A 23,466-nucleotide genomic window follows, 5' to 3' on the forward strand; every position below is an offset into this window, starting at 1 on the left:
ATCAGAAGCTGAGTACCATTGCATCCTGCGATAGAGCGGTTTCCACGTTGCCACTGGCAAATTTCTTGAGCGCAACCGCGTAGATCATGTGTTCGGCTGTCAGGACGCGTGCCGCGACGCTGTCTTCAGTGTCGCCGTCAACAATTGGAACCGCAGCTTGTGCCAGAATCGGGCCTTCATCCATGCCTTCCGTCACCAGATGCACGGTGCAGCCTGCCAGTTTCATGCCTGCATCGAGCGCACGCTGATGCGTGTGCAGGCCGGGAAAAAGCGGTAGCAAGGAAGGGTGGATATTGAGGATGCGCCCCTCATAAGGCTTAATGAATTTGCCCGACAGAAGCCGCATATAGCCTGCAAGACAAACGATATCCGGGTTCAGCGCCGCAAGCGCATCAAGGATTGCATCTTCATGTGCATCCTTGGAAGTATAGTCCTTGCGGGTGAAAACCTGCGTAGCGATACCGGCGGCTTGTGCTTTGGTAAGGCCGCCCGCATCTGCTTTATCGGAAATGACTGAAACAATTTCAGCCGGAAAATCGGGTGTTTGAGCAGCCCGGATCAGCGCCTCCATATTGGAGCCGCCGCCCGAGATGAAAATAACGACCCGCTTGCGGCTCATAATGCCAGCGTACCCTGATAGACGACGCCTTCGCCCTCGCGCCTGACCATGCGGCCGAGCGTAATGACATTTTCGCCTTCAGCAGCCAGCGCAGCAACCACTTCATCAACCTTGTCAGGCGTGACAACGGCAATCATACCGACGCCGCAGTTGAAAGTGCGCAGCATTTCGAGTGGCTCAACACCACCGGTTTTTGCAAGCCATGAGAATACTGCAGGCACTTTGATTGCATTCAGGTCGATTTCTGCAGCAAGACCTTCCGGCAGGACACGCGGAATATTATCCGGGAAGCCACCGCCAGTGATATGTGCGAGTGCCTTTATGCCATCCGAAGCACGGATTGCAGCCAGTAAGGGCTTCACATAGATGCGGGTTGGCGTCAGCAGCGCCTCGCCAAGCGTTGCACCGGGCTGGAATGGTGCATCTGATTTCCAGCCAAGACCGGACATTTCAACGATGCGGCGCACCAGTGAAAAGCCGTTTGAATGAACGCCCGAAGAGGAAAGACCCAGAATGACGTCGCCTTCGGATATATCGCCGCGTGGCAGCAAACGATCCCGTTCAGCAGCACCGACTGCAAATCCGGCCAGATCGTAGTCACCATCGCGATACATGCCCGGCATTTCAGCCGTTTCGCCGCCGATAAGGGCACATCCAGCCTGAAGGCAGCCTTCCGCAATGCCGGAAACGATAGCCACACCCTGATCGGGCGACAGCTTGCCGGTTGCGAAATAGTCGAGGAAGAAAAGTGGCTCTGCACCCTGAACGACAAGATCGTTCACGCACATCGCGACGAGGTCAATGCCGACCGTGTCGTGCTTGTCAGCGTCGATTGCGATTTTGAGCTTGGTGCCAACGCCGTCATTGGCTGCAACAAGAACAGGATCGGTAAAGCCTGCGGCCTTGAGATCGAACAATCCGCCGAAGCCACCAATTTCGCCATCAGCACCCGGACGGCGCGTGGAGCGAACAAGCGGTTTGATCTTGTCGACCATCAGGTTGCCTGCATCGATATCGACACCAGCTTCCGCGTAAGTCAGTCCATTTTTCCTGGCGGGGGTATTTTCCGTGGTCATCACCTGCTCCTGAAACTGGCCTGAAACGGGGCTGTGCCCCTAGTGGGGAATATTTAAGGGCGCAATGACATGAGATTGCTGAACCTGCAAGGCCGGGAGGCTGGAAAAGCGCAAAACAGCGCAGGAATCTGCCGAAATTTCTGATGGTGTGCATTTGGTGTAACCTGTCGGACGCCATGAGTGCGTCTCATGCATAAACATTGCAATCTTTTTACTGTGGCCTAACTATCCTTATCGGTCTGCGCTTACGAGAATAGTAACGTCAGTTTGTTATAGTGCTGTCTTAACGGCCTATCTTTGCAGAGAATGGATCAACATGGTCAAGAAACCAGCGCCAGTGCGTGGCAGCACGAGCAAGACGATACAACAATCAGAAGCCGTGGCACGCGATGGCGATATTCACGTCAATGTGGAAGTCGGCGGCTTTACCGGATCAAGCGTTCGTCGTCAGGCCATGTTCTGGACCTGCACGGTTGCGGTATTCCTGTTGTTTCTCGTGGTGTTCAGCCCGGTCCTGCTGCCATTCGTAGCGGGCATGGCGCTGGCTTACTTTCTTGATCCAGTGGCAGACAGGCTGGAGCGACTGGGGTTGTCGCGTTTGGCCGCAACCATTGTGATTCTGCTTATCTTCCTGATGATCCTGGTCGTCGGATTGATGATCATAATCCCAATTCTTGCGACGCAGCTTGCGGAATTTATTTCAAAGCTGCCTGACTATATCTCTCAGTTGCAAGCACTTATGGCAAATGAGAACTCGCAATGGCTGAAACGCTATATCGGTATCGATAGCTCTGTCATTCAGGAAAACCTCAGCATGCTGCTGCAACAGGGTGCTGGTTTCCTGTCCACATTGCTGCAGTCCCTGTGGAATTCGGGGAAATCTCTCATTGATATTGCAGGTCTTTTCATCGTTACGCCGGTGGTTGCGTTCTACATGCTGCTCGACTGGGATCGCATGGTCGATCGCATTGATTCATGGGTGCCGCGCAGGCAGCTTTACACCGTCCGCGGCATTGCGCGTGACATGGACGCGGCAGTGGCTGGCTTCGTGCGTGGACAGGGTACTTTGTGCCTCATTCTCGGCACCTATTATGCTATCGGCCTGACCCTGACAGGGCTTAATTTTGGCCTGCTTATCGGCTTTTTTGCGGGGCTTATCAGCTTCATTCCCTATATCGGCTCCTTCGTTGGACTAACGCTTGCAATCGGCGTTGCGCTGGTCCAGTTCTGGCCTGATTGGATCATGATTGTTGCGGTTGCAGCCGTGTTTTTCTTAGGCCAGTTTGTCGAGGGAAACATCCTCCAACCAAAGCTGGTCGGCTCGTCCGTCGGGTTGCATCCGGTGTGGCTGATGTTCGCTCTGTTCGCCTTCGGTTCCCTGTTTGGCTTCACTGGAATGCTGGTTGCAGTGCCCGCTGCTGCTGCGGTCGGGGTGCTTGTGCGGTTTGCACTGAATCGCTATCTCCATTCTCCGATGTACGACCCGGTCTATAAGAGCCCTCATTCCGATGCCGGGCCGCTGATCGAGGCTGGCGAGAATGCAGGCAAAGAGAAATGAAATTGACACATAACCGGGCGAGATTCTCAGGAGAAAGCGATGAGTGACGCACCGCGTCAGATTCCGCTCGCTCTTGAGCATCAGCCTGGCTATCACCGCGAAGACATTATGGTCACGGGGTCAAACCGTGCTGCGGTGGATCTTATTGATCGCTGGCCGAACTGGGTCGCGCCGGTGGTGATCCTTGCTGGGCCGACGGGTGCGGGCAAGACGCATCTGGCTGAAGTCTGGCGCGCGGCCACAGGCGCACTGCTGGCTGATCCCAAAGCCATCAGCAGTGAGGCGGTAACGGGTGCCGCTGAATACCCGGTTCTGATCGATAATATCGGTGGCGCTCCTTTTGACGAGACGGGTTTGTTCCATCTCATTAACAGTGTCAGGCAAAATGCGGCTCTTGGACCAGGGCCTTCACTGCTGATGACATCACGCCTTTTGCCTGCAAACTGGAACGTAAAGCTTCCAGATCTCGCATCGCGCCTTAAGGCGGCGACGGTTGTGGAGATCGCAGAACCTGACGATATGCTGCTCGGCGGTGTCATTCACAAACTTTTTGCCGACCGGCAGATCAGCGTTGAGCCACATGTGGTCAGCTATCTGGTGAGCCGTATCGAACGCTCGCTTTTGTCTGCAATTCAAATTGTGGATCGTCTTGATCGCGCAGCTTTGGAGCAGAAAACCCGTATCACCCGTACGCTGGCCGCACAGGTGTTGTCAGAAGCCGGTCACGGTGAGGGATGAAGACAGCCGTTACCGGAGCCAGTGGGTTTATTGGAAGCGCTGTCTTGCGCTGTCTTGCAAGCGAGGGTTATGAGACCCTTGCCCTTTCGCGCAACGAGTTGTCAGCAGCTGATTTTTCCGATGTGGAAACGGTTATTCATTGCGCGGCCCTCGCCCATCGAACAGGAGCTGAACGCCCGCAGGCGGATGAGTTTGATGCGGTCAATCATCGCCTGACGGTTACGCTTGCTGAAAAGGCGAAACAGGCAGGCGTGCGACGCTTCATCTTTGTTTCCACGATTTACACGATTGCCGGTAATTCATCGCCGCTTATGCCGGATATGCCGTTTGCGCCGCGTGATGATTATGGCCGCGCCAAAGCCAAGGCCGAAGCAGCTTTGCTCGCCATGACTGGCATTGAAGTGGTGATCGCTCGGCCCGTCCTTGTCTATGGACCAGAAGCCCGTGCCAATCTGCGGGCTTTGATGAAGCTTTGTGACACTGGTCTGCCACTACCATTTGGGTCAGCCAACAATCACAGAAGCTTTGTTTCGCTGGAAAATGCGGCGCGTGCCTTGGTGTTTCTGGCAAAGGCTCCGTCGGACAAAGTCGCAGGGCAAATCTTTCATCTGGCGGAGCCTGAACCGCGTTCAACGCGCGAACTTGTATCAAAGGCGCGCGCAGCTATAGGCCGACCGTTGCGGCTGATGCCGGTTCCTGCCGTCTGCATGAGGATACTGCTGACGCTGGTGGGTAAGAAGACACTTTATGAGCAGCTGTACGGCGACATGATCGCCGACACATCGTCAATGCTTACAATTGGGTTCGATTATCTGCCTGGTGATCCGCAGATCGTAGCCATGGCAAAATCTACACAGGAAAATTAGTTCTTCTGTCCAACAGACATTGGAGGCTGAATGCGTGCCTTCTGGGTCAACGGAGCTGCAGGGGCCGCTGCTGGCGGCTTTTTGGCAATCGATCCAGTGGTAATGATCTGTGCAGTGTCGGGCTTATTACGACCGCCCCGCAACTGATCTTCATGCACCCAGCCGATCATATTGGTTGAAGGTACGACAACGCGATGCCATTTGCCTGTCTTGCCGTAAGAGCGCATTTCACGGCCCTTTTCGACCGTACCGATAGCAGGTGATTTATCCCATGCATTCTTGTGAATGGTGAGTTTTGCCTTCGCATAGATGACGGAAGGGGAATGCGCAGGTGTATTGGTACCACGTGGCGGCATCGGTAAAGCACGGGCGGATGCAGGACTTGCAGGTGGCGGTGTAATCTTCTGCGTTGGCATGAGCGGCTTGGACGCCTGAACAGCGGCTTGCTGCACAGGTTTAGGCTGTGTAGGCGCAACAAGAGCAGCCGGACGAGGGACGGGACCTACAGCTCCCGCATAATCGTTGGACTGGGTTTTCTTCTCGATTACAGCCTTCTCGACATGCTGTTTGTTTTCCACCTTAGCAGGAGCTGAAGAAGTGACCTGCGGCGCGGCGCGCTGGAACAAGGCAGTCAATGCTGCCTGCGGGCTCTTATGTTGGGCTGTTGCCCACAGACTGAACGCACCCAGACCTAAAATCGCGCCAAGCGCCAATATTGGTGTGGATGAACCTGAACCACTCTTACGCCCGGTGGAACGCCCGCCAGAGCGTCCAGTCGTTCGTTTTGTCGAGCGGGAACTCTGCTTCCTTGGTGCCATTGTCATTTGTCCCCTGTCCGAATCGCGACAGGAAGACACTAACGGGTCTTCCTTCGCATTTCGTTACCGGGGAATTTATCAGACGGAACGGGTGAGGCCGCCATCCACGCGCAGGTTCTGGCCGGTAATGTAGGCAGCACCTTCTGATGCAAGGAATGCAACGGTCGCAGCAATTTCTTCGCTTTTGCCATAACGCTGCAAAGGTACGCTGTCGCGGCGTTCTTCAGTGGCTGGCAGGCTGTCGATCCAGCCAGGCAAGACATTGTTCATACGAATGTTGTCGGGTGCATAAGTGTCCGCAAATACCTTGGTGAAAGAAGCAAGGCCTGCACGGAACACTGCCGAAGTCGGGAACATAGCGCTCGGCTCGAAAGCCCATGCGGTAGAGATATTGATAATCGTGCCGGATTTCTGCTTTTGCATAAATGGCACAACAAGTCGGCTCGGACGAACCACATTCAAGAAATAGGTATCGAGGCCTTTGTGCCAGTCTTCATCGGTAATATCGAGAATCGGAGCACGAGGGCCATGGCCGGCACTGTTGATGAGCGTATCGATACGACCCCATTTTTCTACAGTGAGATCGACCAGCTTCTTAAGGTCGTCAACGGACTGGTTTGAGCCCGTAACGCCGATACCGCCCAATTCCTTGGCCAGTGCTTCGCCTTTGCCAGACGATGAGAGAATTGCGACAGCAAAGCCGTCCTGTGCAAGCTTGCGTGCGGATGAAGCTCCCATGCCACTGCCGCCTGCTGTAATGATTGCTACTTTTTGTGCCGACATTTCCTGATCCCAAGGTGATGAAATTATTCTGATGCGCTGAAAGTAGCGGATGGGTTTGAAATCCCAAATGAATTTTCTTGATTCTAAGATTTCATGGTATTGTTAGACAATAAAAAACGCCGCTTGCGCGGCGTTTAATCAAAGTAGTCGGAATGGACTATTCCTGGCCGGATGACTTGTTGCCCGAAAAGGTCTCACCAGCAGCAGGCTCACTGCTTTTCTGGCTGGACTCTTTTTGCTGAACTGCATCACGGAATGCCGCCCATTCATTTTCGTGGCGACGGTACAGTGCATCTGAAGTCTGGATATCCATTTCTATCCTCCGTTGTCGTGGCAACGCAAATAACATGGACAGAACAGAATCGTTGCATCACAAACGGTAAGCGCTTGAAATCTTAATCGGTTTATATGTTTATAACCTTTTGCAAGCGCCTACCTATTGGTGTGTTCGGGTGAGGTTATCACCCTAAAGGATTAGTTTTCCTGAATGGAAACGCCGCCTTCACCGATCTTCATTTCAATGCCGGAAGGCTTGGTTTCTTCCTGATAGGTATAGATAGCGAAACCAGCCACTACGACGATAAGAGCACCGATAACCAGATAAAGTCCGTTGCGATTCACTCTGAAACTCCTGAAATTTGATGATGTAGAGGAAACGTTTAAACCCTTCATTGGTTCCTGACCTTTCTGAAAAGCTCGAAAACGCAAATAAGCGTAAGGGTGTGAATAAAATTCGGAAAAGCTACTTTTATGGCTTGCTTTATAATCAGCGATTATCTAGGGAAGGGTCGCTTACAAAGCACGGAGCGTAGCGCAGCCTGGTAGCGCATCTGGTTTGGGACCAGAGGGTCGGAGGTTCAAATCCTCTCGCTCCGACCATTCTTTCAAAAAATTTATCAAGATGAGTATGTCGCAGTTAGTTGCTGTGGCGTGCGTCTTTATCGCGTTGACATGATGTGACGTGTAAACTATTGCCTTGGTGAAATTATCGCCCCTCAGAGGGTTCAAGATCATAGATCAAGGTTCTTCAAATGGTTGCACGTATTTACCGTCCAGCTAAGACCGCAATGCAGTCTGGTAAAGCCAAAACAGAAAACTGGCTTCTGGAATATGAGCCGGAAAGCGCTCGCAAGGTTGAGCCTTTGATGGGCTACACCTCTTCTGGCGATATGAAGAGCCAGATTCGCCTGTCATTTGACAGCCGCGAAGATGCGATCGAATACGCGACGCGCAACGGTATCGCTTATCGCGTGATTGAGCCGCACGAAGCGAAGCGCCGCAAGGTTTCCTATTCGGACAACTTCCGCTTTGATCGTGAACAGCCCTGGACGCATTAACAATCTAAATTTGCTTCATAATTTCTCTTAAATCCAATGAGATTTGCGGGAATATGAAGTAACAGCTTTGCCCGGCCCAATGCTTTATGTTAAGGCCGGGTTCTGATGGTGAGGTCCCGTAGCTCAGCTGGATAGAGCACCGGCCTTCTAAGCCGTAGGTCACTGGTTCGAATCCAGTCGGGATCGCCATCACATCAATGACTTAGCTGCATTGATTTCCGAAACTTCCTATTTTCTTCGGGGTTGCTCCATCTGCCTGTGCTTTCATTGCGCTACAGCGGCTAGCAGACCCTTTCATTCTTGTCGCGTTACGGCTTCAAAGCCATAGAATATCGCCGCTGAGATCAGCAGTCAGCGGTAGGATAGTCGCGTGCAGTTCCGATATTACTCAGCCTTGTTGTGCGGGATTTTCTTCAAGAGGGCAGGCGCGTAGCGCCTACCATAATTTCATGCGTCGTTGCTGGAATCAAGAAAGACGAGTGTGTCCACCCGCGACTTTTGATTACTTCTTTGTTTTTGCGGTATCTTTGTTCGGTGTGGGGAAGCGTCCAGCTACGGAGTTGGACGATGTTTCAGCTGCAGCTGACTTGTCTTTCTTGGGTTTCCGCACTTCACGATTGCTGCGTACTTGGCCTTTTGCCATGATGGACACTTTCTTGCTTTTGAGCGGAAGGTTCCAGACCTGCACAGGTGTCTGTTCAGATCATTGTGCTCAAGAAATCGACAGTATCACCAATGTCTATAAACAGCATATCAATTCGAAAGAAACCCATTCAAAGACATGCATTACCGAATGAAAAAACGCCGCTGAGATTGCGGCGTCTTATTTGGTGTGGAAAATGTTTACTGGCCGTGAGGACCATCACCGCTACGGCTTCTTGGGAAATAGCGAGCTCCGTCGCGATGAGGTCGATTCCAGTTGCCGCGCGAACGATCCCAGTTGCGGTCACGACTCCAACGACCACGATCCCAATCGCGACCACGATAATGACGACGGTCCCAACGATCATTGCGGTCGTTGATTGCGGCACCAATGGCAACACCGGCGATCAACGGAATGCCGATAAGGGCTGCATTGCGTCCAAAATCGTCGGAATAGCCGCTACTCGATCCTTCGCGCATGGCAAGATATCGGGAGGAGGCCCAGCCAGACAATCCGCCGTAGCTGATTTGGCACCAGCCATATCCTGACGTGCAGCCCTGAACATTGACGGGCGCGCGGTTAGGAATGCTCCCTAGTGCTGCATAATTGGTTCCGGGACCAGTTCGTACGTTGAGATTAGTTGTGACGATTGCATTCGCCGCCTGCGCTGCACCTGCAGAAAAAACGCCTAATGCAAGTATTGCTGCTTTGAAAGTAAGTCTCATCGGGGTTCTCCCTGAACAACTCCATTAGTTAATAAACGATGAAGACCGGCAAGAAGTTCCCGTTGGCTTTTTTCTTGCGTTCTTTTCAGCGGCGATGACGCAGAATGACGGCGATGGCCAATCCGGCCAGACCGATAGCGATTACACCCTGCAACACGAAAACCCAGTTCATCATGGCATTTCCCTTTGGTGCTTCCGGCACCTGAAGTCAGAACAAACTAATCTGTCTGGTTCCCTACCGTATTTCAGAGGCGGGTGAAATGGATAAGTGTTGAGGCTTGTTGAGATGATTGAAAATACTGAATTCTAATTTCCCGGAATTCAGACCATTTTTCACGTAACCAGGCTGGTTTTCGTAAAAAAGCGGCCCGTTGGCCACTCCGTTTGTCCGACACTTTCTATTCTTCAGGCCCGAAATATTTGGCTTTCAATGTCGCCAATGCGTCAGTCTCTTGCAGGCTGATGATGGCGACCGAGGCAGGCTTGACGAGATCGCTATGGCGAGGAAAGGCAAAGCCGTATTTATCTGGACTAAATATATTCCCGACCATTTCGACCGGCTCATCTGCATTTTTGTGTGCGAAATATTCCAGTACCGGGCTGTCACCGACGATTGCCGAGATCTCATCATTCGTCAGAGCTGTCACAGCTTCCGGAAGATGGTCGAAGGCCACTGTCGAGATAGAGCGTGAGATCATCAACTGTTGAGCAATGCTTCCCGTCCGCACGCCAACGGTCTTGTTTTGCAGATCAGCCAGGTTGTTGATGTTGTTTGAAATATGCGCAACCGTCATGACACTGGTTACAGACGATGTCACATAGGCGACCACTGCTATACCAAAGACGAGCCAAAAGGCTTGCCAAATTCGCCCCATCCAGCCGAAGAGATTTTTGCGCGAACTCTTACCAGACGTGGCGAGAGAAACGACGTGGTAAAAGCTTTCCGCCAAACCTTCCAGCCAACGTCTTGGGAAGTTCACATCAAACCGACGATCAAAAAGCGTGAGCAGAATTGTTGCGATTAGAATGACAATTCCGATCCATGCATAAGTCGCCAGATGGCCGGCGTCTTCCAGATCGCCGATCAGATCGTCCCATCCATTGCCAGCCTGCGTATGCACCATTATGCGCAAGCCTGCGTCGAACCAGGGGTGTGTGAAATCCACGACTTCAGCGCGTTTCTCAGTGATAGTGAGGTTGGTTACGGCTGCATCAACCTCGTTTGCGGATACGGCTTTCACGAGATCGGCGTAGTTTTGATATTCAATGAATTGAGAGGTCAGTCCCAAACGTGTACCCACGTCGTTCCAAAGCTCGACCGCCATTCCACCGAATGTGTCAGCCTGCTTGTTGACGAAAGGTTCGCTGACGTAAACGCCGACCTTTACCTGGCGCAGAGATGTATCCTGTGCGCTAGAAGGGAGCGCAGACAGCGTTAGCAAAAAGAGAACAAGAATACTCTGCACCAGGCGGGCAGCCAGATTTTTAGTCATATTCTGAGATAACACTGTCACAAGCCGAATTTTTATTGCCGATAACAGGGCAGTATAGATATTTCATCAGCTGATGGAAGCATAAGTATAGTTTTCTTAGGTTTATCCTTTAATATTTATATATAAGATACATTGAATATAAAAATATCTATCAGAATAAGCGCATTCCAGGCATCAGATATCGAATCTCCGAGAGGATGCGGGCCAGATGAAAAAGCGAAACGTCGATCTGATGCACTCAGATCGACGTTTCAATAGTGGCTTTTGCGGGCACTCTAAAGCGCACACTATCTATATAGTTAAATGCGTTGCGCCTCTGTAATTCAGATTGCAGCAAAGCCCCTTTCAAGATCTGCAATCAGATCGGGAACATCTTCGAGGCCAATTTGCAGGCGAATGACTGGACCCGGATAATCGCCCTTTGCAACCGTGCGATCTTTCAGTCCGACTTCATTTGCAAGGCTTTCATATCCGCCCCACGAATAGCCAAGTCCGAAAATCGTAAGTGCATTCAGAAATGCGTGTGCTTCTTCCCGTGCACCGCTCCTGAGCACAAAGGCAAACACACCAGACGAACCTTTGAAATCGCGCTTCCATAATTCGTGGCCGGGATGACTTTCGAGCGCCGGATGCAGAACGCGATCAACGGCTGGATGGCTTTCCAGCCAATGTGCAACCTCCAGCGCACTCTTGCGATGATGCTCCAGTCGGACGCCCATTGTGCGCAGACCGCGCAGGATCTGATAAGCGTCATCGGGTGCAGCGCACAGACCAAGCGTACCGTGTGTTTCCAGCAGCTGCGGCCAGCATTTTTCATTGGCCGAAATGGTCCCGAACAGAATATCGGCATGGCCGGACGGATACTTTGTGGACGCGTGGATGCTGATATCGACGCCGAAATCGAGTGGTTTGAAGTAAAGCGGTGTTGCCCAGGTATTATCCATCATAACGATAGCGTCACCCTTGTGGGCAGCTTCGACGATAGCCGGAATGTCCTGCACTTCGAAAGTGTTTGAGGCAGGCGATTCTGTGAATACGACCCTGGTATTGGGGCGAATAAGTTTTGCGATGCCTGCACCGATTTCCGGATCATAATACTCAACCTCGATACCCATACGCTTCAGGATCGTATCAGCGAAATGACGGGTCGGATTGTAGATCGAGTCGACAAACAGAACGTGGTTGCCGGGCGACAGGAAAGCCAGCAGGGGAATTGTGACCGCAGCCAGACCCGACGGAACGCAGACAGTACCAGCAGAACCTTCAAGCGCATCGATGGCCTTGCATAAGGCTTCGCTGGTTGGTGTCCCGCGGGTGCCATATGTGTATTTCTGATTGCCTGTTGCCATGGTTTGAGCGTCAGGAAACAGGACCGTGGAAGCACGCACGACCGGCGGATTAACGAAGCCGTGATAGTCACGAGGCTTATATCCGTCATGGGCCAAGCGTGTGTTTATGCCCAGCTTTTCTGTCTTATCCTGCTTGTTAGTCACGAAATTGCCTCCAGGCCGTGTTGCATGCTGATCCACCGATTCTCCGTTGGAGAGTTTTTGCAAATTTGTTTCCGTCGGAAACGGTTTTGCAACGGAAAGGGTTTGTGTCCGCTCACGGTGGATACTCCGATTATTGGATAAAGCGCACATGGGGCGGATGCAACATGGAGCTTTGTAACAGTGATAATGTAAATCAGAGAAAGAGTAATCCCGATATGCCCGATCTGAATGAGCGCAAGGCCACGAGCACTATTCTTTATCCGGTTCGTGCAGCATCGGAGCTGGTAAGAGCGCTTGTCAGGCCCGCTTATCCGGGTGCCCCTTCCAGTTGGACGATGGAGATGACGGCACTTGTGGTGCTTCTGCCGTTCATACTGCTGGTCTTGCATATTTGGGATGCGCAGATTGTTCGTGCCGCGATGAACAGTGATTTCATCGTCATGGAAGTGCTTCGCACAATTACGGATTTGATTCGTACGATTGTCTGGCTGGCCATAGGCATCATTGTCTGGCTGGTTACAGCCATATTGCTTTCTCCCTCTGTTCGCCTTGCTTCGCAGCAAATACTTGTCCGATTCCACAGCTGGGCAACGCTTGTACTTGTGTCGATCATTGCAGGCAGTTTTCCAACTGAGATCGGCAAGCTTGTTATAGGGCGCGCCCGCCCACTTTTGCTGGATGAATTGGGCTCTGCTTATTTTGCACCATTTCGCGGTGAGCACTCCTATGAAAGCTTTCCGTCAGGTCACTCCATGATGGCAGGTATCATGTTGGTATCTTTATGGATTTTCTTGCCGCGCTGGCGTTTTCTGACCGTGCCTGTCTGTATACTTTTCGTAATCAGCAGATTGGCAGCAGGGGCCCATTACCCGACCGATGTCGTGGCTGGGCTGACAATTGGCTTTATCGCGACATGGTGGGTAGCTCGCTTTATGGCGACGCGAAATATTATTTTTTCTATTGATGATGATCAGATGATGCCGCGCGTGTAAGATCGACAAAAACGAGGTGTTTCACACGCGATGATCCACCTCGCAATGATCATAAACTATTGTATTAATTAGTTTATTGGGATGGTGTGCTTTTTAAGCAGAGGCTATTTCATAGGCAGAACCATTTTACCCGAAAATTGGGAAATCATGTAAATTTCCATATGAAACTCGACATTTTTTTGAATGAACAGGCTTTTCTCCGAACGTTAATAGCTTGACCAAATCTAAAATATCGCCTTCGATAGAGCGGTGAAGGCGACAGGTGTCCTACGTCCATAAAATCAATGAGGGTCGATAACGACTCCGGGCGAGAGATAGCTTGCGTAAAGCAGGGGTTGGGGGAGGTCTTACGACTGGTTCTTCAGCTGATTGCTAAAAATAAAGCAACAGAGACGATTGAGCCGCTCGGTTCAACGATCTCCAGGGAACATAAAAGGTTGCAGGCCAGATGAAAAAAACTGTTTTGACAGGGGTATTGGGTGCAGCGGCGTTGTTTGGCGCGGCTTCGGGAGCATCGGCAGATACGCTTTCTGATGTGAAGGCTAAGGGGTTCCTGCAGTGTGGCGTCAACACAGGCTTGCTCGGTTTCGCATCGCCGGATGACAAGGGCGAATGGTCGGGCTTCGATGTCGATTATTGCCGCGCAGTTGCCGCAGCCATTTTTGGCGACCCAACCAAAGTAAAATTTACACCATTGAACGCGAAAGAGCGATTTACCGCGCTGCAGTCCGGCGAAGTGGACGTTCTGATCCGCAATACTACTTGGACGATCAGCCGCGACACGTCGCTTGGTCTCGATTTCCCTGGCGTCAATTATTATGACGGTCAGGGCTTCATGATCAATTCCAAGAAACTTTCGGGCATCAATTCCACGCTTCAGCTTTCTGGCGCGTCCATCTGCGTTCAGGCAGGTACGACCACCGAGTTGAACATGGCCGACTATTTCCGTGCCAACAAGATGGACTACAATCCGGTCGTCTTTGAAAAGCTCGAAGAAGCCAACGCTGCTTATGATTCTGGCCGTTGCGATGCCTACACGACTGACCAGTCCGGCCTTTACTCGACCCGCCTGACGCTGGCCAATCCAGACGATCACGTTGTTCTGCCGGAAATCATCTCCAAAGAGCCGCTTGGACCAGCCGTTCGTCAGGGTGATTCCAAATGGGCAGACGTTATTCGCTGGACACACTATGCGTTGCTGAATGCTGAAGAGTTCGGCATCACGAAGGCAAACGTCGAGGAGATGAAAAACTCCGACAACCCTGAAATCAAGCGTTTGCTTGGTTCTGAAGCTGATACCAAGATTGGAACGGACCTCGGTCTCAATAATGATTGGGTCGTGAATATCATCAAGGGTGTAGGCAATTACGGCGAACTGTTTGAGCGTAATCTCGGTACAGGCAGCCCGCTCAAGATTGCTCGCGGCCTGAATGCTCAGTGGACCAAGGGTGGCGTACAGTATGGTATGCCGATCCGCTAAGGATTGTGCTCTTGTTGGATGATGTCAGGCGGGGGCAGTTATGCGCCCGCCGGATTTGTCGGCTCTGCAATACTGCGCAGAGCAGAAAATTCACACATCCTTTTGAGCAACCAGACCACAGTTCAGGTCTGGCGCATCGCACGAAGAAATTTAATCCGCGCCTCGCATGTAATGTGCAGGCCGCACGGCTCGGCATTTAAACGTAACTGCTTTGAACTGATTATCCCGGTGGGGGTCGGGAGCTACAGCTATTTTCAAAGCTGATGCGAAGGCCGAAAGAAAACAGGGAACATATGGCTTCCTATTCTGCAACTGAACAAAGCCGCAGCGGCGGTGGAACGTCTCTCCTGTATGATCCGCGCGTGCGCGGCATCTTTTATCAGGTTCTGGTGTTCGCCGCGGTTGTGGCTTTGATTTATTGGATCGTGGGCAACACGGTCGCCAATCTTCAACGTGCCAACATCGCGTCCGGCTTCGGCTTTCTGAGCGGACGTGCCGGCTTCGATATCAGCCAGACACTGATCCCTTATTCAAGTGATTCAACCTATGGTCGGGCAGTTCTCGTTGGTCTGATCAATACGCTTTACGTCGCGGCGCTCGGTGTGGTTCTGGCATCGGTGATCGGGTTTCTGGTCGGTATTGGGCGACTTTCGCGCAACTGGCTGATCCGCAAGATCTGCATGGTCTACGTGGAAGTGTTCCGTAATATTCCGCCGCTGCTTGTTATTTTCTTCTGGTATTTCGGCGTTCTCTCCGTCTTGCCACAAGCACGCGAAAGCCTTTCGTTACCGTTTGGAACTTACCTGAACAATCGCGGCTTCTTCCTGCCTGCGCCTGTGTGGGGCGAGGGGGCATGGTTATTGCCAGTGGCTCTGCTGATCGGCATCGTGGCTTCGTTTTTCGTTGCTCGCTGGGCGAAGCGCCGTCAAATGGCAACCGGTCAGGCTTTTCATACCATTCGTGTATGTGCAGCACTGATTATTGGCTTACCTATCCTCGCACTGATCGTGACAGGTTTTCCGCTTACCTTTGATTTGCCAAAACTCGGAACATTCAATCTGACGGGCGGCGCGCAGATCAAGCCTGAATTCCTTGCTCTGCTGCTGGCCTTGTCGTTCTATACGGCATCGTTCATTGCAGAAACTGTGCGTGCAGGCGTTCTCGGTGTGAATAAAGGGCAGACAGAAGCTGCCTATGCAGTTGGCCTCAGGTCGGGACAGACGATGCGCCTCATCATCGTGCCACAGGCACTGCGCATTATCATTCCGCCACTGTCGAGCCAGTATCTCAATCTTATCAAGAATTCCTCGCTCGCTATTGCAATCGGTTATCCGGATCTTGTGGCTGTTGGCGGCACGATCCTGAACCAGACCGGTCAGGCTGTGGAAGTCGTTGCAATCTGGATGGTTATCTATCTCGGTATCAGCCTGGTTACTTCCGGCCTCATGAACTGGTTCAATGCCAAGATGGCACTGGTGGAGAGATGACAATGGAAAATGCAGATCTCCAATATGTTCGCACGCAAATGGTCGAGGGCGAGTCACCGCCCCGTTCCGTTCAGGGCTTATCGCACTGGCTGCGCGTCAATCTTTTCGCAACGCCAGTTGATGCCGCTCTGACCCTCTTTGGTCTCGCGATTGTGGCGTGGTTTCTTCCGTCAATGCTCCAGTGGCTGTTCATCAATGCGGCCTGGACTGGGACTGATCGCACAGCATGTCTCACGATCGCGCAGGGTGGTGTGCAGCCGGAAGGCTGGTCAGGTGCCTGCTGGGCCTTCGTAAACGCAAAGTACCAGCAATTCATCTATGGACGTTATCCGCTTGATGAGCGTTGGCGCGTTAATCTGACGGCAGCACTATTCGTGATTCTGCTGGTGCCGCTGATGATCCCAAAGGTGCCACATAAGACAATCAACGCGATTCTGTTCTTCCTGGTCTTTCCGGTCGTTGCATTCTTTCTGCTGGTTGGTGGTTCGTTTGGCTTGCGTTATGTGGAAACCTCGCTTTGGGGTGGCCTTCTCGTTACGCTGGTCCTGTCGTTTGTCGGCATCACCGTATCGCTGCCACTTGGTATCGTGCTCGCGCTCGGACGGCGCTCAAAGCTGCCGGTCATCAAAACGCTTTCCATCATTTTTATTGAAATGGTGCGCGGTGTTCCGCTCGTGACGGTTTTGTTCATGGCAAGCGTGATGCTGCCATTGTTCCTGCCGCCTGGCGTGACTTTTGACAAGTTGATGCGTGCATTGATCGGTGTGGCGCTCTTCGCATCGGCCTATATGGCTGAAGTGGTGCGCGGTGGTCTTCAGGCCATCCCGCGTGGACAATATGAAGGTGCTGATGCTCTGGGGCTCAGCTACTGGCAGAAGACTGGCCTCATCATATTGCCACAGGCTTTGAAGATCTCGATTGCAGGCATCGTCAATACATTCATCGGCCTCTTCAAGGATACGAGCCTTGTCTACATCATCGGTCTGTTTGATCTGCTCGGTATCGTCCGTCAGAACTTCTCCGATGCTAACTGGGCTTCTCCACAGACACCTGCAACAGGATTGATCTTTGCGGGCTTTGTTTTCTGGATTTTCTGTTTCGCGATGTCGCGATACTCTATATTCATGGAACGAAGGCTCGACACGGGTCATAAACAATAAGAATCAAGGGAATATTGGAAATGAGTGCACAAAGCGCCCTCCCACAATCCGAGCTCGGTGTCGAAATCGACCGTAAAAAGCATGAAGTCTCGAAGACCGACGTGGCCATCGAACTTAAGAACATGCACAAATGGTATGGTGAGTTTCACGTTCTGCGTGACATCAACCTGAAGGTCATGCGCGGCGAACGTATTGTTGTTGCGGGTCCATCCGGTTCCGGCAAATCGACCATGATCCGTTGCATCAACCGTCTTGAAGAACACCAGAAGGGCCAGATCATCGTTGACGGTATTGAACTGACCAACGATCTCAAAAAGATCGATGAAGTGCGCCGTGAAGTCGGTATGGTGTTCCAGCACTTTAACCTCTTCCCGCATCTGACCATTCTGGAAAACTGCACGCTTGCACCGATCTGGGTGCGCAAAATGCCAAAGAAGAAGGCGGAAGAAGTCGCCATGCATTATCTGGCGCGCGTGAAAATCCCGGAACAGGCCAACAAGTATCCGGGCCAGCTTTCAGGTGGTCAGCAGCAGCGTGTGGCAATTGCCCGTGCGCTTTGTATGAACCCGAAGGTCATGCTGTTCGATGAGCCGACATCGGCGCTTGATCCGGAAATGGTCAAGGAAGTGCTGGATACGATGGTCAGCCTTGCAGAAGAAGGCATGACCATGATCTGCGTGACGCACGAAATGGGCTTTGCCCGCCAGGTTGCCAATCGCGTGATCTTCATGGATCAGGGGCAGATCGTTGAACAGAATTCGCCAGCCGAGTTTTTCGACAATCCGCAGCATGAACGCACAAAGCTGTTCCTCAGCCAGATCCTTCATTAAGCGATAGATCAGCTAAGATACGAAAACACCCGCCAGACATGATTTGGCGGGTGTTTTCTTTTGGTTGGATCGTTGCGGTTTATTCCTCGTGCGGGCCTTCGCAGAACTGAATGCGATTGCCGAACGGGTCAATAACGGCCATTACGCGACCCCATGGGGCTTTTTCAATTCCCGGGCGCATGTAGCGGTAGCCCCGTGCATTGATTTCCTTCTGAAGCTCTGCAACACCTTGCATACGCACGAAGATATTCGCGCCAGGGCTGCCATCGCCGTGATGTTCGCTCAGATGCAGCACCAGATCACCGCGCGAAACCTGCATATAAAGCGGCATGCTGTCTGCAAACCGGTGTTCCCAATCAAGCGTAAATCCCAGAAATCCGACATAAAAATCCTTCGCCTTTTCGACGTCGAAAATGCGGAAGATAGGACAGGTCTGTTCAAAATGGATTGTCATTCTGGCTGGCCTTTGCGACTAATACGTCATCTTCGGAAAATGAGGTGACTGTGGTTAAGTATCACTGGCTGGAAGATTTAGCGCCAGAACAACAACGCGAGTTTCATGCTTTTTACAGCAAAGAATGGTGGACCACCGCACGCACATTAGAGGATGTATCGCACATGCTTAAGCATTGCGATCTTACGCTGTTTTGCCGTGATACAAATGGAGCAATTATTGGCTTCGCGCGCGTGTTAAGCGACTTCACTTTCAAAGCTATGATTTTTGATGTGATTGTAGCCGAACAGTGCCGTGGCCAAGGGCTTGGACAAGCTCTCGTCGAACGCATTATCAACCACGAAAAACTGCAACGTGTGAAAAGCTTTGAGCTCTACTGTCCTGACCGGCTTGTACCCTTCTACGAGAAACTTGGCTTCGTGAAGGGCGCGTCTTCAATGCTTTTCAATCAGCGCCAGAGCATTGCTGGATTAAGTTGAATCATTAGAAATGCTCTATCTTTTTGTTTTGACGCACATCTTTTTCCGAGAACGGGTTCCTACTTTTCGGGATGTGCTCTGGATCAATCTTCGACGAAGCGGCGCAGGCGCTGCAATGCGTCATCCCATTGTGAGGAAACAGTCGCGAGGTAGGCTCGGGCATCAACGAGCGGGGTGGGGCAAAGCCGAAATCGACTTTCGCGACCCACCTTGTCGCGCTCAACCAGCCCCGCTTGTTCCAGCACCGAAAGATGCTTTGTCATCCCCTGTCTGCTTATGCTGCCGTTCTGCGAGAGCGTCACAATTGAGCGGCTTTCGCCATCGCTTAGCGTCTCGATCAGCGCCAGCCGGGTGGGATCGGCCAGCGCTGCAAAAATAGCGGAAATGTTTCCTGATTGTGTAAACGAGACTTCGGTCATTTGCGTTCGAGGTAATCCTTTATATTCCGCATTTGCTCTTCCCAGCCGCCGGTGTTCATTCGCAGTGCTATAGGCCGACGATCTGCAGGCAGGGCATCAAAACCTGTTTCGATAACAGTAAGCCTTGTGCCCGAATCCACTTCCTTAAGTTTGAACTCCACCAGTGTTTGCGGTTCTTTGGCGTAATCAAAATCAGATTCAACAGCGTAAGGATGCCATGTGAAAGCAAAATAATGTGGAGCTTTCATATCCTTGATGAAGGAAGTCCATCTGGTATCGCCGCATCCGTCAAACGTAAAGTGGCCTGTTGAGGGAGTATCAACGATAAACGGTCCGTCAATCCTGACCCTGAACCATTCGCCGAATTCTTCATAGTCAGTGAGTGCGCGCCAAACGCGATCAATGCCTGCGCGAAGGTCTACAGTTTTCTCTATCCGATCTGTTATTGATGTCGTTGTCATAGTCTATATCCTTTTTAATTAGCAACTGTATGGTTGCCAATTTACACAGCTACGACAGAAAAGCAACCGAAAGGTTGCATATTATTATTCATTGATGGACGCCTTGGCTGGGAGCGGAAACAGCGTCACGAATTTTTCTGCGAATGTCCGATCGCCTTTGAGCGTAAGTACGTTCGCAGTTTCAAGAGCGGCGAGAGGCTGCCCGCCGTAAATGGCTGCCGCCAACATCCGCGGAGAGCTTTCAAAGGCGATATCATATTGCTCGGGCGTGCCGCGCGTAATTTCCAGGTTGCTTTCTCGCAGGTGAGCTATGAAGTCTTCTCCGTCCAGTCGCAGCCCTATAATGGCTTTCAGGCCCCGTGAAAGATCGAGGTCGATCATGGTTCTGAGCGAAAGCAGAAACGAAGTGGTTGAAATTGGCAGGTTGGGATCATGGCTGGGTGAACGTGCCGCCCACCGGCCCAGAGTCTGCAGAATGGGCTCAGCCTCATGGCCCCAATCAGTCAGTTCATAGACTTGTACGGAGGCAGGTGGCGGCAGTTTTAACTTGCGCAGAATGCCGGCTTCCTCGAGTCCTTCCAGTCTTTGAGTGAGAACATTAGCGCTTATGCCAGGTAGATCCGCGCGCAAATCGCTGAACCGTTTCGGACCGAACATCAGTTCGCGAATGACCAGCAGCGCCCAACGTTCACCTATTAAATCAAGGGCATGAGCGGCGGCGCACGCATCATCATAGCTGCGTCGTGCAGTCGGTATTTCACGTTTAGTTACTTTTTCTAACTTCATGGTTGCTAATTATAACTTATATGTCATCATGTGCAAGCGAACTTATGTTCCTCGGGTCCAGCCAATGCATGGAACCCGACTTTATCGCCGAGGGGATCGGGCAGGCGGTATGAAACTGAAATGCAAAATGAGTGTTTCAAGCCCGCAAACGGAGGGCCCATTGATAGAGGCCCACTAACGGAGGAATGTTATGCCAAAGCTGATTTTCGTAAATCTGCCAGTCAAAGATGTCGCCCGCTCGACCAGCTTCTATGAAGCGGTGGGTGCAACCAAAAACCCGATGTTTTCGGATGAAACTGCATCCTGCATGGTGTTCTCTGACACGATCCACGCCATGATCCTCAGTCATGACAAGTTCAGTCAGTTCACACCAAAGAAGATTTCTGATGCCAATGCGACAAGCGAAGTGTTGATTTGCTTGTCAGCTGACAGCAAGGCTGAAGTCGATGAAACAATCGAGAAGGTCGTCAAGGCTGGCGGTCGCGCTGATCCAGCCGCGAAGCAGGATTACGGTTTCATGTATGGCCGCAGCTTTGAAGATCTCGATGGCCATATCTGGGAACTGATGTGGATGGATATGGAAGCAGCCGCCAAAGCCATGGGCTGAATCAACAGACAGGGGGGTGAGACATATGGGAGGAGAAATCCATGTCTGGTTTAACTGTCTGCCTCTGGTTTGATAACAAGGCCGAAGAGGCAGCCAATTATTATGTGTCGCTGTTCCGCGATTTGGGAAGACCAGCAACAATTGACGGCTTCATTCGCTTTGAACATGGTCATCAAACTGGTGGTACCGATGTCGTAACTGCAAATTTCACACTTGATGGGCAGGCGATGACTGCCTTGAATGGGGGGCCGCAGTTTAAGTTCAATCCGGCGACGTCCCTCATTCTGAAATGCAAGGATCAGGCAGAACTCGATGCCTTTTGGGATAGGCTGCTGGAAGGCGGCTCGCCCATGGAGTGCAGCTGGCTGATGGATAAATATGGCTTCGCCTGGCAAGTTGTGCCGGAATTTCTGCTCGATATCTTGCAGGACGGTGCACCCGATGTCAGGCAGCGTGTCGCAAATGCCATGATGAAAATGGTTAAGATCGATATTGCGACGTTGGAAGCAGCGCGCGACGCGCGTTAATTTCGCACGGCCGCAACGGCGTCATAGCCATAAAGCCAGTCCAGATCTTTCAGGAAAGTATCCGGGCTGCGCATGGCAAAGAGCATGTTGCGGCCGAGCGCAAAAACACCGGTAGCGTGATAGGCAAATCTATTGAGTTGCCCGCGTTTTGCGACTGCCGCGATCCGCTCTTTACGCACTTTGTCGAAGTGCTGAAGTGCTGTCTGTTGATCGGTCGCGTCCAGTGCTTCTGCCAGCGCTGCGGCATCTTCAATTGCCATCGCTGCACCTTGCGCCCCAAAAGGGGTAACAGCGTGTGACGCGTCTCCAAGCAGGACTGTGCGTCCATCGCACACAAACTGGGCTTCTGGCATTTCAAATAATGGCCAGTAAGTCCATTCTGGTGCCGCAGCGATTACATCGCGGACAGCCGGATGCCAGTTCTGGTAAATGAATTTGAGCTGCTCGCGGTCTCCGACCTTTGACCAGTCTTCGCCCGGATTTTCACCGCCCGTTATGGCGACGAAGTTGAAATACTCCCCACCTTTGACCGGATAAGCGATGAAATGAACCTGTTTACCGAGCCATGCCGAAACGGCTTTTTTCAGCGGCAGTGCATTGGTGAAGGATGCGGGCAGATCACGGGCGGCGATAGTGCTCCGCCAGGCAACATGTCCGCTGAAACGGGCTTTGCTTCGCGCAGCATTGGCACGCTCCGTTGACCAAACACCATCGCATCCAAGAAGGTACTGACCGCCAATGGTCTCGATTAAAGTGCCGCGGCGAACCTCGGCGCTGATCTCTTGACCAACCACTTCATGTCGAATGATTTCTGAACCGAGATTAATCGCGATGGCCGGGTTTTCAAGGCAAGCAGCAAGAAGAGCTGATTGAAGATCGGCGCGGTGGCAGACAACATAGGGGTAGTGCCAGCGCTTGAGCGCTTTGTCACCAAGTTCCATCGCGAGAAGGGGGCGTGCGCTGCGACTATCGATGAGAAACAGCGCTTCGGGCGTAACGGCTTGTGTGGCGAGCTTGTCGGCAATGCCAAGGCGCTGCAAATGCCGCATGGCATTCGGGGCCAATTGCAGGCCTGCGCCCACTTCTGAGAGTACAGCGGCTTTTTCGAAAAGCGCTACCGTCCAACCTCTTGCTGCAAGCTCAAGCGCTGCACTTAAACCTGCAACGCCCGCTCCTGCAATCAATATGCGCCCTTTGCCCAAGCTGCTCATAGTGTCAGCGGCATGGTAAATGCCGCTTTCTGTTTTCAGGCAGCTTTGTCGGCAGGGGCTTCGTAGACGCAGCCCGCTGGAACAGTTTCGTCAGCATGAAGCTGCGCATTGTAGCGATAGAGCGTCGAGCAATAGGGGCAAACGACTTCGCTTTCGTCACCCATATCGAGGAAAACGTGCGGATGATCGAAGGGCGGGTTTGCGCCAACGCACATGAATTCCTTCACGCCGATTTCAATGGCATTATGGCCAGCGTCATTCTGGAAGTGTGGGATGATGTGGTCGGACATGATACGCTCCGTGCTTGTGGATCGCGACACTCTAGTAGGATAGCCTGTTAGGACGGCCATTTTGGGAGGGTTTACCGCGAACGGCTTGTTTCTGGAAGCGTTTTCATCAATTCTGGAGACATTTCAAGCGGTTT

General features: G+C 52.0%; 27 protein-coding genes and 2 tRNA genes. 14 read left to right on the forward strand and 15 right to left on the reverse strand.

All coding sequences use genetic code 11. The features are described from left to right. Position 1 precedes the first annotated feature (1 nt). Both purN and purM read right to left on the reverse strand, forming a co-directional pair. The gene (gene purN, locus CEV32_RS09580) at positions 2-619 is read right to left on the reverse strand and encodes a phosphoribosylglycinamide formyltransferase (protein ID WP_094576618.1); all 618 of its coding nucleotides are present in this window, start codon (positions 617-619) and stop codon (positions 2-4) included. Then, entirely contained in the window at positions 616-1,695 is a 1,080-nt protein-coding gene (purM, locus tag CEV32_RS09585) for a phosphoribosylformylglycinamidine cyclo-ligase (RefSeq protein WP_094576620.1), read from the reverse strand. The genes purN and purM overlap by 4 nt, the downstream gene beginning before the upstream one ends. A gap of 316 nt (positions 1,696-2,011) precedes the next feature. Here purM and CEV32_RS09590 point away from each other — a divergent pair, with 316 nt between their 5' ends. Genes CEV32_RS09590 through CEV32_RS09600 form a run of 3 tightly spaced genes read left to right on the forward strand, consistent with a single transcriptional unit; the run spans position 2,012 to position 4,857 of the window. Continuing rightward, positions 2,012-3,253 carry an AI-2E family transporter gene (locus CEV32_RS09590; RefSeq protein WP_208620834.1) on the forward strand — a complete coding sequence of 414 codons (1,242 nt, stop codon included), beginning with the start codon at positions 2,012-2,014 and terminating at the stop codon, positions 3,251-3,253. Positions 3,254-3,292: 39 nt separating this feature from the next. Continuing rightward, positions 3,293-3,991: a DnaA regulatory inactivator HdaA gene (gene hdaA, locus CEV32_RS09595; RefSeq protein WP_094576622.1), complete on the forward strand. Its 699-nt coding sequence runs from the start codon at positions 3,293-3,295 to the stop codon at positions 3,989-3,991. After that, positions 3,988-4,857 (forward strand): NAD-dependent epimerase/dehydratase family protein, encoded by an 870-nt coding sequence (locus CEV32_RS09600; protein WP_094576624.1) that lies wholly within the window; start codon positions 3,988-3,990, stop codon positions 4,855-4,857. Before hdaA ends, CEV32_RS09600 begins: the two co-directional genes overlap by 4 nt. On the opposite strand, the gene CEV32_RS09605 is transcribed toward CEV32_RS09600, so the two are convergent. The 4 genes from CEV32_RS09605 to CEV32_RS23675 all read right to left on the reverse strand — a co-directional run bounded on the left by CEV32_RS09605 (position 4,854) and on the right by CEV32_RS23675 (position 7,079). Further along, positions 4,854-5,675 (reverse strand): hypothetical protein, encoded by an 822-nt coding sequence (locus CEV32_RS09605; protein WP_094576626.1) that lies wholly within the window; start codon positions 5,673-5,675, stop codon positions 4,854-4,856. The genes CEV32_RS09600 and CEV32_RS09605 overlap by 4 nt on opposite strands. 78 nt (positions 5,676-5,753) lie before the next feature. Further along, entirely contained in the window at positions 5,754-6,458 is a 705-nt protein-coding gene (locus tag CEV32_RS09610; RefSeq protein WP_094576628.1) for an SDR family oxidoreductase, read from the reverse strand. A gap of 157 nt (positions 6,459-6,615) precedes the next feature. After that, positions 6,616-6,771, reverse strand: coding sequence for a hypothetical protein (locus tag CEV32_RS23670; protein ID WP_167382782.1), 156 nt, complete (start codon positions 6,769-6,771; stop codon positions 6,616-6,618). A 161-nt stretch (positions 6,772-6,932) separates the two neighbouring features. Further along, the gene (locus CEV32_RS23675) at positions 6,933-7,079 is read right to left on the reverse strand and encodes a hypothetical protein (protein ID WP_094576630.1); all 147 of its coding nucleotides are present in this window, start codon (positions 7,077-7,079) and stop codon (positions 6,933-6,935) included. A gap of 181 nt (positions 7,080-7,260) precedes the next feature. Between CEV32_RS23675 and CEV32_RS09620 the strand changes: the two genes are divergently transcribed. The 3 genes from CEV32_RS09620 (at position 7,261) to CEV32_RS09630 (ending at position 7,984) form a co-directional block, all read left to right on the forward strand. After that, positions 7,261-7,337, forward strand: a tRNA-Pro gene (locus tag CEV32_RS09620). A 152-nt stretch (positions 7,338-7,489) separates the two neighbouring features. Further along, positions 7,490-7,795, forward strand: a complete 306-nt coding sequence (locus CEV32_RS09625; protein WP_094576632.1) for an ETC complex I subunit — start codon at positions 7,490-7,492, stop codon at positions 7,793-7,795. Between the two features lie 112 nt (positions 7,796-7,907). Continuing rightward, positions 7,908-7,984: transfer RNA gene (locus CEV32_RS09630), tRNA-Arg, on the forward strand. Positions 7,985-8,638: 654 nt separating this feature from the next. Here the strand turns inward: CEV32_RS09630 and CEV32_RS09640 are convergent. From CEV32_RS09640 to CEV32_RS09650, 3 genes are all read right to left on the reverse strand, one after another. Further along, positions 8,639-9,163 carry an SH3 domain-containing protein gene (locus tag CEV32_RS09640; RefSeq protein WP_094576636.1) on the reverse strand — a complete coding sequence of 175 codons (525 nt, stop codon included), beginning with the start codon at positions 9,161-9,163 and terminating at the stop codon, positions 8,639-8,641. 398 nt (positions 9,164-9,561) lie between these two features. Then, positions 9,562-10,629, reverse strand: coding sequence for a transporter substrate-binding domain-containing protein (locus CEV32_RS09645; protein WP_235818784.1), 1,068 nt, complete (start codon positions 10,627-10,629; stop codon positions 9,562-9,564). Positions 10,630-10,979: 350 nt separating this feature from the next. Next, entirely contained in the window at positions 10,980-12,149 is a 1,170-nt protein-coding gene (locus CEV32_RS09650; RefSeq protein WP_094577453.1) for a cystathionine beta-lyase, read from the reverse strand. A 215-nt stretch (positions 12,150-12,364) separates the two neighbouring features. Here CEV32_RS09650 and lpxE point away from each other — a divergent pair, with 215 nt between their 5' ends. The 5 genes from lpxE to CEV32_RS09675 all read left to right on the forward strand — a co-directional run bounded on the left by lpxE (position 12,365) and on the right by CEV32_RS09675 (position 18,098). After that, entirely contained in the window at positions 12,365-13,141 is a 777-nt protein-coding gene (lpxE, locus tag CEV32_RS09655; RefSeq protein ID WP_094576641.1) for a lipid A 1-phosphatase LpxE, read from the forward strand. A 448-nt stretch (positions 13,142-13,589) separates the two neighbouring features. Further along, on the forward strand, positions 13,590-14,621 hold the full coding sequence (locus CEV32_RS09660) for an amino acid ABC transporter substrate-binding protein (protein ID WP_094576643.1): 1,032 nt from the start codon (positions 13,590-13,592) through the stop codon (positions 14,619-14,621). Between the two features lie 293 nt (positions 14,622-14,914). Then, positions 14,915-16,108, forward strand: coding sequence for an amino acid ABC transporter permease (locus CEV32_RS09665; protein ID WP_094576645.1), 1,194 nt, complete (start codon positions 14,915-14,917; stop codon positions 16,106-16,108). 2 nt (positions 16,109-16,110) lie between these two features. Next, positions 16,111-17,268, forward strand: coding sequence for an amino acid ABC transporter permease (locus tag CEV32_RS09670; RefSeq protein WP_094576647.1), 1,158 nt, complete (start codon positions 16,111-16,113; stop codon positions 17,266-17,268). 20 nt (positions 17,269-17,288) lie between these two features. Continuing rightward, positions 17,289-18,098: an amino acid ABC transporter ATP-binding protein gene (locus CEV32_RS09675; protein ID WP_208620835.1), complete on the forward strand. Its 810-nt coding sequence runs from the start codon at positions 17,289-17,291 to the stop codon at positions 18,096-18,098. A gap of 79 nt (positions 18,099-18,177) precedes the next feature. On the opposite strand, the gene CEV32_RS09680 is transcribed toward CEV32_RS09675, so the two are convergent. Next, complete coding sequence (locus CEV32_RS09680; RefSeq protein WP_094576649.1) at positions 18,178-18,552, reverse strand: glyoxalase superfamily protein; 375 nt, start codon at positions 18,550-18,552, stop codon at positions 18,178-18,180. On the opposite strand from CEV32_RS09680, the gene CEV32_RS09685 reads away from it, so the two are divergent. Further along, positions 18,546-19,031 carry a GNAT family N-acetyltransferase gene (locus CEV32_RS09685; protein WP_235818785.1) on the forward strand — a complete coding sequence of 162 codons (486 nt, stop codon included), beginning with the start codon at positions 18,546-18,548 and terminating at the stop codon, positions 19,029-19,031. The genes CEV32_RS09680 and CEV32_RS09685 overlap by 7 nt on opposite strands. Positions 19,032-19,114: 83 nt before the next feature. Here CEV32_RS09685 and CEV32_RS09690 read toward each other — a convergent pair whose 3' ends face one another. From CEV32_RS09690 to CEV32_RS09700, 3 genes are all read right to left on the reverse strand, one after another. Then, complete coding sequence (locus CEV32_RS09690; protein ID WP_094576651.1) at positions 19,115-19,450, reverse strand: ArsR/SmtB family transcription factor; 336 nt, start codon at positions 19,448-19,450, stop codon at positions 19,115-19,117. Further along, the gene (locus tag CEV32_RS09695; RefSeq protein WP_094576653.1) at positions 19,447-19,911 is read right to left on the reverse strand and encodes an SRPBCC family protein; all 465 of its coding nucleotides are present in this window, start codon (positions 19,909-19,911) and stop codon (positions 19,447-19,449) included. Before CEV32_RS09695 ends, CEV32_RS09690 begins: the two co-directional genes overlap by 4 nt. Before the next feature lie 84 nt (positions 19,912-19,995). Next, positions 19,996-20,697: a winged helix-turn-helix transcriptional regulator gene (locus CEV32_RS09700; RefSeq protein ID WP_094576655.1), complete on the reverse strand. Its 702-nt coding sequence runs from the start codon at positions 20,695-20,697 to the stop codon at positions 19,996-19,998. A 190-nt stretch (positions 20,698-20,887) separates the two neighbouring features. Between CEV32_RS09700 and CEV32_RS09705 the strand changes: the two genes are divergently transcribed. Together CEV32_RS09705 and CEV32_RS09710 are read left to right on the forward strand one after the other, a co-directional pair. Further along, positions 20,888-21,304 (forward strand): VOC family protein, encoded by a 417-nt coding sequence (locus CEV32_RS09705; RefSeq protein ID WP_094576657.1) that lies wholly within the window; start codon positions 20,888-20,890, stop codon positions 21,302-21,304. 41 nt (positions 21,305-21,345) lie between these two features. Next, a complete protein-coding gene (locus CEV32_RS09710) occupies positions 21,346-21,831 on the forward strand; it encodes a VOC family protein (protein WP_094576659.1) in 486 nt (161 codons plus the stop codon). Here CEV32_RS09710 and CEV32_RS09715 read toward each other — a convergent pair. Together CEV32_RS09715 and CEV32_RS09720 are read right to left on the reverse strand one after the other, a co-directional pair. After that, positions 21,828-23,033, reverse strand: a complete 1,206-nt coding sequence (locus tag CEV32_RS09715; RefSeq protein ID WP_235818809.1) for an FAD-binding protein — start codon at positions 23,031-23,033, stop codon at positions 21,828-21,830. The two genes, CEV32_RS09710 and CEV32_RS09715, sit on opposite strands and share 4 nt — an antisense overlap. 44 nt (positions 23,034-23,077) lie before the next feature. Further along, positions 23,078-23,332, reverse strand: a complete 255-nt coding sequence (locus tag CEV32_RS09720) for a zinc-finger domain-containing protein (RefSeq protein ID WP_024897404.1) — start codon at positions 23,330-23,332, stop codon at positions 23,078-23,080. Between the last annotated feature and the right edge of the window lie 134 nt (positions 23,333-23,466).

It is taken from the genome of Brucella rhizosphaerae (assembly GCF_002252475.1).
GTDB classification, from domain to species: Bacteria; Pseudomonadota; Alphaproteobacteria; order Rhizobiales; family Rhizobiaceae; genus Brucella; species Brucella rhizosphaerae.

Coding starts and splice junctions, on each gene's coding strand:
- CEV32_RS09705 (WP_094576657.1), top strand. CDS start 20,888: ATGCCAAAGCTGATTTTCGTAAATCTGCCAGTCAAAGATGTCGCCCGC.
- CEV32_RS09680 (WP_094576649.1), bottom strand. CDS start 18,552: ATGACAATCCATTTTGAACAGACCTGTCCTATCTTCCGCATTTTCGAC.
- CEV32_RS09700 (WP_094576655.1), bottom strand. CDS start 20,697: ATGAAGTTAGAAAAAGTAACTAAACGTGAAATACCGACTGCACGACGC.
- CEV32_RS09675 (WP_208620835.1), top strand. CDS start 17,289: ATGAGTGCACAAAGCGCCCTCCCACAATCCGAGCTCGGTGTCGAAATC.
- CEV32_RS09665 (WP_094576645.1), top strand. CDS start 14,915: ATGGCTTCCTATTCTGCAACTGAACAAAGCCGCAGCGGCGGTGGAACG.
- CEV32_RS09690 (WP_094576651.1), bottom strand. CDS start 19,450: ATGACCGAAGTCTCGTTTACACAATCAGGAAACATTTCCGCTATTTTT.
- CEV32_RS09610 (WP_094576628.1), bottom strand. CDS start 6,458: ATGTCGGCACAAAAAGTAGCAATCATTACAGCAGGCGGCAGTGGCATG.
- purM (WP_094576620.1), bottom strand. CDS start 1,695: ATGACCACGGAAAATACCCCCGCCAGGAAAAATGGACTGACTTACGCG.
- hdaA (WP_094576622.1), top strand. CDS start 3,293: ATGAGTGACGCACCGCGTCAGATTCCGCTCGCTCTTGAGCATCAGCCT.
- CEV32_RS09660 (WP_094576643.1), top strand. CDS start 13,590: ATGAAAAAAACTGTTTTGACAGGGGTATTGGGTGCAGCGGCGTTGTTT.
- purN (WP_094576618.1), bottom strand. CDS start 619: ATGAGCCGCAAGCGGGTCGTTATTTTCATCTCGGGCGGCGGCTCCAAT.
- CEV32_RS09670 (WP_094576647.1), top strand. CDS start 16,111: ATGGAAAATGCAGATCTCCAATATGTTCGCACGCAAATGGTCGAGGGC.
- CEV32_RS09625 (WP_094576632.1), top strand. CDS start 7,490: ATGGTTGCACGTATTTACCGTCCAGCTAAGACCGCAATGCAGTCTGGT.
- lpxE (WP_094576641.1), top strand. CDS start 12,365: ATGCCCGATCTGAATGAGCGCAAGGCCACGAGCACTATTCTTTATCCG.
- CEV32_RS09605 (WP_094576626.1), bottom strand. CDS start 5,675: ATGGCACCAAGGAAGCAGAGTTCCCGCTCGACAAAACGAACGACTGGA.
- CEV32_RS23670 (WP_167382782.1), bottom strand. CDS start 6,771: ATGGATATCCAGACTTCAGATGCACTGTACCGTCGCCACGAAAATGAA.
- CEV32_RS09710 (WP_094576659.1), top strand. CDS start 21,346: ATGTCTGGTTTAACTGTCTGCCTCTGGTTTGATAACAAGGCCGAAGAG.
- CEV32_RS09640 (WP_094576636.1), bottom strand. CDS start 9,163: ATGAGACTTACTTTCAAAGCAGCAATACTTGCATTAGGCGTTTTTTCT.
- CEV32_RS09600 (WP_094576624.1), top strand. CDS start 3,988: ATGAAGACAGCCGTTACCGGAGCCAGTGGGTTTATTGGAAGCGCTGTC.
- CEV32_RS09720 (WP_024897404.1), bottom strand. CDS start 23,332: ATGTCCGACCACATCATCCCACACTTCCAGAATGACGCTGGCCATAAT.
- CEV32_RS09695 (WP_094576653.1), bottom strand. CDS start 19,911: ATGACAACGACATCAATAACAGATCGGATAGAGAAAACTGTAGACCTT.
- CEV32_RS09590 (WP_208620834.1), top strand. CDS start 2,012: ATGGTCAAGAAACCAGCGCCAGTGCGTGGCAGCACGAGCAAGACGATA.